Raw genomic sequence first — 7,363 nt, 5'->3', positions numbered from 1 at the left:
TCTGACCTCATCGAGGGTTGCGTCAGAAGTTTTCCGCACCGCCTTCAGATCGTCTCTCATATCAAGGAGCAGCGGGATGGCCTTATCCAGCTGAACAAATGAGCAGAGCATGGCGACCTCGCTGGTTCGACCAACCTCGCCTTCGTAGGGCTCAGAGGTCACTTCAGTAACTTGAGCAAGCCCTGGCCTATCCTTCTCAATCTTTTTGAGGAATGCTTTGATTCGAGCCTCATCCCCTTCTACCAGGGCAATTACCTGTTGCCTGCCATCTCCTTCCCAGTTGTAGGTAGAAAGCCCTGGCAGAGCGGTTTTCATTGCGTTCTTGAGCAAGAACACTCGGTAGCCGATATCATGCACCATTGGACCGGCGAGAGTGATCTTGAGCTTCATTTTCAATCCTTATGTCCTCACTGTTATGAAAGGATTTGAGTGTAATCTTCTGGCTCCTGCTGCAAAAAGTACTTGTGATTTTTCGGAACGGCTGACTAAGCCTGAGTTCCTCCTCATTTAATACCACGAGCCCATTCCAGTCAAGACACCAGGTACACCCCGGCAACGATCAGTACAGTGGCCCCGATCTTCAGCGCAATCGTCCTCCCGTCTGAGTCCTCAACCAGCATCCCGGGCAAGAAGAAGCCCAGAATCAGCACATAGATCAGGGTGATGAAGGGCTGCAGAGCGGAGACGCTCGATACCAGGGCCACTGACCCCAGGGCGTAGGCAAATATGAGCGATCCCCTTCCCAGGAAGTCGAACAGCTCATTCAAAAAAAGAATCGAGATCAGCCTCGGACCGGACCGGAAATAGCCCCCCACCTCGCTTCGAACCTCTCCTCTGGCCAGGAAGGCTAAGACCGCTATCAGACTGCCGAGCGACGACCAGACGATCAGATGCCACTCGGTCATGTAGTCGAGCAGGTACTTGGAGGCCAAAGAGTATGCGGCAGTGAAGACCCAGAAGACTGCCATGTACTTCAGAGCAGGGGAGATCCTGCCTCCTCCGGCGATTCTTCCAGGATGGGAGGCCGGGTGGTAGGAGATGAGCAAAGCGGCCAAGACCAGCAGGGCACCGCCCACATAGTCAGAGGGCCGCAGGGTCTCGCCTAAAAGGAAGAACTCCCCCAGGAAGACGAATACCGGAAATACGTAGACCTGGCCGGCAATCCTGCTCGTCTCCTCCACCTTGAGGGCGCGCAAATATGCCGCCCAGAGAATCACCTGCACCACTCCGATGGACAGGGCATAAAGGCTCTGAGGATAGACGAACTCCAGGCCGGCATAGGCCAGGACGGGCAGGAGAAATACCTGCTGAATCACCACCAGGACGAATAGATATGCCAGGGTATTGCGGACATACCTTCCCAGGTAGAACTTGTCTATGATCCCCGTGACCGCCAGGCAGGCGGCTCCAGCAATAGAGAATGCAAACCAGTCCACGAGGATCTCTCCTGCCTGAGGAAGGGTTATGGATTTCCCATATCTAGATTCAAATCTTACGAGCCCCTGGCAGTTGCTTTAATCAGGCTGTATAATGCCTCGTTCACGGGAACTGCGATAGAATGCTCCTCGGCCAGGCGGACGATATAGCCGTTTATTGAATCGATCTCCGTGGTCTTGTTCTTCAGGATATCCTGGAGCATGCTGCAGCTGTTCTCCCCCGTCTTCTCGGCCACGGTGAGGACCAGCTCTAAAACAGTATCGGGATCAAAGCTCAACCCCTCCGCACGGGCGACCGCCACCCCTTCCCCGACTACCCTTCTCACAGCGCTCTGCAAAACGGGAGAGAGGATGACTTTGTTCTGCTGCCGGGACAGGGCGGCTATTGGATTTATCACCGAGTTGATGAAGAGCTTATTCCATTGCTGTCTCTTGAAGTCTGCTGAGAACTCAATCTGAAATCCCCGCTCTTCAAATCGGGTTTTCATGAACTGCTCCAACTCCTGCGGGAGGCTCTTTTCGATGACAGTCGCCCCCTTGCCCTTCAGATCGATTTTGCCCTCCCGGGCGAGCTTGACCCCGTTGGAGGTGATACCCTCATGAATCCTCCCCAGGGCTCCGGGGACCAGGGTCTCGAACAGCTCCCGGTTTCCCATGCCGTTCATCAGCAGGAGGAAAAGGGCATCTTTCAGCTTGCCATCGAGACCTGACTGGGCAATCTCTTCGCAAAGCTTCGGCAGGGAATAGGTCTTGACGCATATCATAACCACATCCGGATGAAAGTCGGATCTGGCAAATTCATCAAGGTCGGTGAACAGGTGCCTGAAATGCACCTGCGTCATGCCCTCGGAGGCCTCCACCTGCAGCCCCTCGGACCTGATCTTCTCCATATGCCCGGACCTGCCCAGGAGGGCTACATTCTCGATTGTGGCCCCATCTTCAGAGGGTGGATCGGAGAGCAGATAGCCCATAAGGGAGCCTATCGCCCCTGCGCCGTATATCAGGATATTTTTAGGTTTAATTTTATTATCGATCAATGCACTTGCCCCTCGTTACTCTATCATCTCTATTCTATCATTTCCTACTCGATCATCTCTTTTTCTATCATCTCATTCTATAATCTTCCTGAAGCTCAACGATGCCAGGGCGAAGACCACCACATCGAAGACCAGTATGGCTAGGACATCGACGGTCAGGTTGCTCAGCTCTCCGCTGATCATCAGCCCCCTTATCGCATCCACTGCATTTTAGTTTTTTGATTGTATTGATCGTCATTGTATCTTTGCTTGCGGCTTATTGGGCAGGCGACAAAATCTATGGCTTGAACACATGAGCATTGTCTTGAATCGACGTGAGAAAACTCTTACTCGCAGGTATGAGAACACCTATACGGGCTTCAACATAATCATTAAAATTCGCTCTTTGGGCTCCATAGAGAGATCTATCTACGATTATATTTATCGTGCCGTCGATCTGCTCCAAGCCTGCATCCATCGTGATGCGATCCACTGACCTGGAGTTGCAGCCCCTTCTGTCCTGCATACAATAAGCAATCGCGGTTTGGGTTCTCCATCCTACTTCTCACAAACCGCTCTGTATCCTTATCCATAAAGCAGACATAGCAGCCTTTTAGGCCTCTGGTCAGCAAAACCTTATAAGAATTTTTAATTAATTCTGTAAATTTATCTTTTGAGCCCTTGACTACCGTATCTTCTGAATACTCTTTGGAGTGAACCCCTCCGAGTGGACAATGAGTTAAACAATGGCAACTCATGGAGGGAATCACATGAAAAAGACCAGACGGCGCTACGACCGAGAATTTAAGATATCAGTAGTAGCCGAGCTTGAGTCCGGGAAACCCCTTGCTCAAATCGCCCGCGAGAACGGCATACATCCCAGTCTTCCCTGCCGGTGGCGAGATGAACTAGCCGAGAATCCTGAAAGAGCGTTCAGTGGCAATGGCAACCGGTGCAAGTACGAGGCCAGGATTGCCGAGCTTGAGAGGCTGCTTGGTCAGGCTCATGCCGAGAACGAACTTTTAAAAAAAGCGTTCGCCATGACCCAGAAGAAGGTCCGAGAGGAGAGACTAAAACCAACACTAAGAGGCAGTACATGATTATCCAGGAAGCACATTCGAGCAGCCTTCAGTTGTCCATATCTCAATCATGTCAGGTATTGGATGTAAGTCGCAGCGGCTACTGCAAATGGCGAATAGAGCAGAAGGCAAATCTATCTGATAATACCGAAAATACCGTTCTCAGAGACGAGATTCAAGATATAGCTCTGGAATTTCCCGGATACGGCTATCGAAGGATTACGGCAGAGCTCCAGCATCGCGGCTATCTTGTTAACCACAAGCGAGTACTGAGGCTCATGCATCTGGATAGCCTGTTGTGCCATAAAAAGAAGTTCAAGCCAGTAACTACTGATTCCAGCCATGGACTGCCGGTATATCCAAACCTTCTGAAGAGTACAACAGTAACCGGATTGAATCAGATCTGGGCATCGGATATCACATACATCCAGCTTCGACATGAGCATATCTATTTGGCAGTGATCCTGGATCTCGCTAGCCGAAAGTGTATCGGCTGGGATCTAGGCCGGAGTTTGGGAAGCCAGCTGGCCATGAATGCATTGGCAAAGGCATTGAGGAATAGATGGTCAGAATCTCTAACCGGTCTCATCCATCATTCGGATCAAGGGGTGCAGTATGCATCTAAAGATTATGTTGACTGTCTTAAAGACCATAACATTCTGATTAGCATGTCCAGAAAAGGAAATCCATATGACAATGCATTTGCTGAGAGCTTTATCAAGACTCTAAAGGTCGAGGAGGTATATCTTAATGAGTACGGAACATTTGAAGATGCCTATGAAAACATCTGGCATTTCATTGAGAAGGTTTACAACAAGAAGAGACTGCATTCGGCACTGGATTATAGATCTCCGGATCAGTTCGAATTGGAGGTTGCTTTAAATACCGTTGCTTAACTACCTGTCTACTATCAGGGGTTCACTCCACTTTATTTCCTTGCCATTCCTGTTTTTCAAACGAGATCCTTCCCAATGTGGCTCATGCATATCGATGCAATCTCTCCTGCGTGTGATTGATGTCTTGACATGCTTTCATGCCATGACCTAATTTTCATGCCTCATGGGTGCCTATCCAGGCATGACGGTTTCAACCCAAGGGATTGGCAGGTGGACAATTTATCCCGCTACTATTGGACACATTTAGACCGCTATCGACACCAGGAGACTGACATCCATTAGAAAGACTCAGAATATTACCATTAAATCTTTAATATAATTATTAAATAAATGAATAAGCTTATCGGAAGATTGATAGCTCGATATGATTAGGAAGAGCATAATGCTTTAATATCAAGTTGAAATAGAAGGAATCGGAGGATTTTAGCTATGGATTGCATTCTTCCGAGTTATAGATTAAGTAGTGAGGAATTTGATTATCTATGGAATAAATGCGTATTTGTTGTGGATACAAATGTTCTTCTTGATTTATATTCTTATTCATCAGAAGTACGCAAAGAAATAATAGAAACTTTTGAGAAAGTCTCCGATCGCATATGGATTCCACACCAAGTTGCCCTGGAATATTATGATAATAAAGAGAGAATAAAGAAAAATCAAGAAGATAATTACAAATTTTTGATAGATATAATAATTGATTATCCTGAATATGCTGAAAAAAAAATAAAAGGAAAGAAAGGAATGGATGAACATGATTCAACCCATGAGCTTAAAGATAAATTAATGAAAAAATTAAAAGACGAATTTTCAAGAATTAAAGAGGAATTAATGCTTATTGTAGAAAATTATCCCGATCCAAAAAAGGATCTGAGTTACATTGATGAATGCATCAGCAAATTGTTTATTGATAAGGTGGGAAAACCCTACTCTTCGGAAAAACTTGAGGAAATTTGCAAAGATGGATTATTAAGCATACGTCATCGGTTAAGGCTTGCTTTATATAGCACTCCTCTCTTTTGATGCAATCCAAGTTATATGATAGTAAAGATAGCCTGGTTAATAACATATAAATATTATAGAGACTCTCTTAGATCCGAAGGGGGTCGATTGAGTTGACCAGGCAATATTCATTCGATGACAAAAATCTAATTGAGCGGACGCTTTGTGAGCTATTTCCGCCGGAATGGCTCAGAGACAAAGCAAAAGAGACAGGACTGATAAAGCGCGAGCGCAAGATCGATCCCGTGATCATGTTCTGGACACTTGCTATAGGTTATGGGACATTTCTGCAGCGAACCCTTGCTGGTCTGAAGCGCAACTATGAGTCGGCATCAAATCTGATTTTAAGTGATAGCAGCTGGTATTATCGCTTTACCCCTGAACTAGTAACCTTCCTCCGCGAATGCGTATCTCATGGCCTCGAACACTTGGCTCAAGAGCCCAATCGAACCCTCAGTGATCGGCTATCGCCTTTCGAAGACGTGTTGATCCAGGATAGCACCATCATAAGGTTGCACGAAAAGCTGGCAGATATCTGGCCAGCTACCAGATCACGCAAAGTGGCAGCCGGTGTCAAGGTTGCAGTATTGACCAGTGCCATAGCTAGCGGCCCTAAGAGCGTGGCATTGTTCTCTGAGAACACCAATGAACTGAAGACACTCAAGATAGGACCATGGATAAAAGATCGCATCCTGCTTATCGATCTAGGATTCTATAAGTATCAAGTCTTCACCCGAATCAAGGAAAACGGCGGATACTTCGTATCCAGGCTGAAAAGCAACGCCAATCCCCTAATTATCGAAAGCTACCGAACTCATCGAGGCCGGAGCATCGATGTTCGGGGAAAGCAGCTTCAGGATGTCCTTAAGAACTTGAAAAGACAGGTGCTGGATGTCGAGGTGGAAGTAACATTCAACCGTCGAGCCTATCGGGGAAAGGAGAAAAAGGACAGTGAGCGATTCAGGTTGGTCGCAGTATACAACGAGGATGAAGACAAGTACCATCTATATATAACCAATCTCTCAACGGATCTGCTGAAAGCTGAAGAAGTAGCCAGATTATACGGAGCAAGATGGGAGGTAGAGATTCTTTTCAAGGAGCTCAAGAGCAAATATGCATTGGATGTTGTCCCTACGTCTAATCCGCAAGTCATCGAGGCTTTTATCTGGATTGCGATACTAACGCTATTAATAAGCAGAAAAATTTATACAATTATACGTAGACTAAATCCCGGAGAAAAGGTCGTTCGATTCACTCAGCTGAGATGGGGGACTGTATTCTCCGAGAAAGCCAACTATCTGTTGGCAGATGTTCTTGAATATCTGGGATTGGATACTTCTTTTATAACTTCATTGAGAATTAGCTTCAGTGAAGCACTCGACCCGCATGTGAATAGAAGGAGATACACAGAGGAATGGTGGGCTTAACCGATGACACATGGATTATTAAGATATTCGCAGGAATTACCACCAGGATTTGAAGACAAAGACAATCCTGAAAAAAAAGGCATTAAAATCTATGGAGATCTTATATTATGGTTTCAAATTATTGACATGGCCAAAGAAAAAAAACTGCCTGTAATTCTTGTCACTAATGAAACAAAGAAAGATTGGTGGTGGAAGCCCCCCTCCAGTAAACAAATTGGTCCTAGACCAGAATTAATTTCAGAGTTCAATCGTAATACTAAAGAAATATTTTATATGTATGCTCTGGATAAGTTCTTAATGTATTCCAATAAATATTTAAAAACAAGTATTAAGAAAGAATATATTGAAGAGGTAGAAGAACATAGGACAGAAGAAGAATCCAAAGCACAAGAAATTGAAGATTTAAGGCAATCTGCATTTTCTCATTATCTTGAGCAACAGGAGAACATGAAGAAGTTAATATCTCCTGCAATTGCTGATTATCTTATGCAACAGGAGAACATGAAGAAG

General features: G+C 46.0%; 8 protein-coding genes and 1 pseudogene. 4 read left to right on the top strand and 5 right to left on the bottom strand.

The window, feature by feature from the left end:
• The 5 genes from BP727_RS03980 to BP727_RS13560 all read right to left on the bottom strand — a co-directional run.
• The coding region (locus BP727_RS03980) for an acylphosphatase (RefSeq protein ID WP_286857513.1) at positions 1-390 on the bottom strand (390 nt) is incomplete at its 3' end.
• 140 nt (positions 391-530) lie between these two features.
• Positions 531-1,436 (bottom strand): EamA family transporter, encoded by a 906-nt coding sequence (locus tag BP727_RS03975; RefSeq protein ID WP_286857511.1) that lies wholly within the window; start codon positions 1,434-1,436, stop codon positions 531-533.
• A gap of 56 nt (positions 1,437-1,492) precedes the next feature.
• On the bottom strand, positions 1,493-2,473 hold the full coding sequence (locus tag BP727_RS03970) for a ketopantoate reductase family protein (RefSeq protein WP_286857509.1): 981 nt from the start codon (positions 2,471-2,473) through the stop codon (positions 1,493-1,495).
• 72 nt (positions 2,474-2,545) lie between these two features.
• A complete protein-coding gene (locus tag BP727_RS03965) occupies positions 2,546-2,677 on the bottom strand; it encodes a hypothetical protein (protein ID WP_286857507.1) in 132 nt (43 codons plus the stop codon).
• Positions 2,678-2,877: 200 nt separating this feature from the next.
• Positions 2,878-3,210, bottom strand: a complete 333-nt coding sequence (locus BP727_RS13560; RefSeq protein ID WP_342766269.1) for a DNA/RNA helicase domain-containing protein — start codon at positions 3,208-3,210, stop codon at positions 2,878-2,880.
• A 12-nt stretch (positions 3,211-3,222) separates the two neighbouring features.
• On the opposite strand from BP727_RS13560, the pseudogene BP727_RS03960 reads away from it, so the two are divergent.
• From BP727_RS03960 to BP727_RS03945, 4 genes and pseudogenes are all read left to right on the top strand, one after another.
• Positions 3,223-4,427 (top strand): annotated as a pseudogene (locus tag BP727_RS03960) (IS3 family transposase).
• A gap of 429 nt (positions 4,428-4,856) precedes the next feature.
• Positions 4,857-5,447 (top strand): PIN-like domain-containing protein, encoded by a 591-nt coding sequence (locus tag BP727_RS03955; protein ID WP_286857505.1) that lies wholly within the window; start codon positions 4,857-4,859, stop codon positions 5,445-5,447.
• Positions 5,448-5,539: 92 nt separating this feature from the next.
• On the top strand, positions 5,540-6,853 hold the full coding sequence (locus BP727_RS03950; RefSeq protein WP_394339395.1) for an IS4 family transposase: 1,314 nt from the start codon (positions 5,540-5,542) through the stop codon (positions 6,851-6,853).
• A 3-nt stretch (positions 6,854-6,856) separates the two neighbouring features.
• On the top strand, positions 6,857-7,363 hold a 507-nt coding region (locus tag BP727_RS03945), incomplete at its 3' end, for a PIN-like domain-containing protein (RefSeq protein ID WP_286857503.1).

The organism is Methanosaeta sp. UBA356 (assembly GCF_002496465.1).
GTDB classification, from domain to species: domain Archaea; phylum Halobacteriota; class Methanosarcinia; order Methanotrichales; family Methanotrichaceae; genus Methanothrix; species Methanothrix soehngenii.
Note: the sequence above shows the minus strand (reverse complement) of the source record. Positions and strands in the feature narration are given on the sequence as shown.

Excerpts from the sequence above, each read along its gene's own strand:
- BP727_RS13560 (WP_342766269.1), bottom strand. The coding sequence starts at position 3,210 with ATGAGTTGCCATTGTTTAACTCATTGTCCACTCGGAGGGGTTCACTCC.
- BP727_RS03955 (WP_286857505.1), top strand. The coding sequence starts at position 4,857 with ATGGATTGCATTCTTCCGAGTTATAGATTAAGTAGTGAGGAATTTGAT.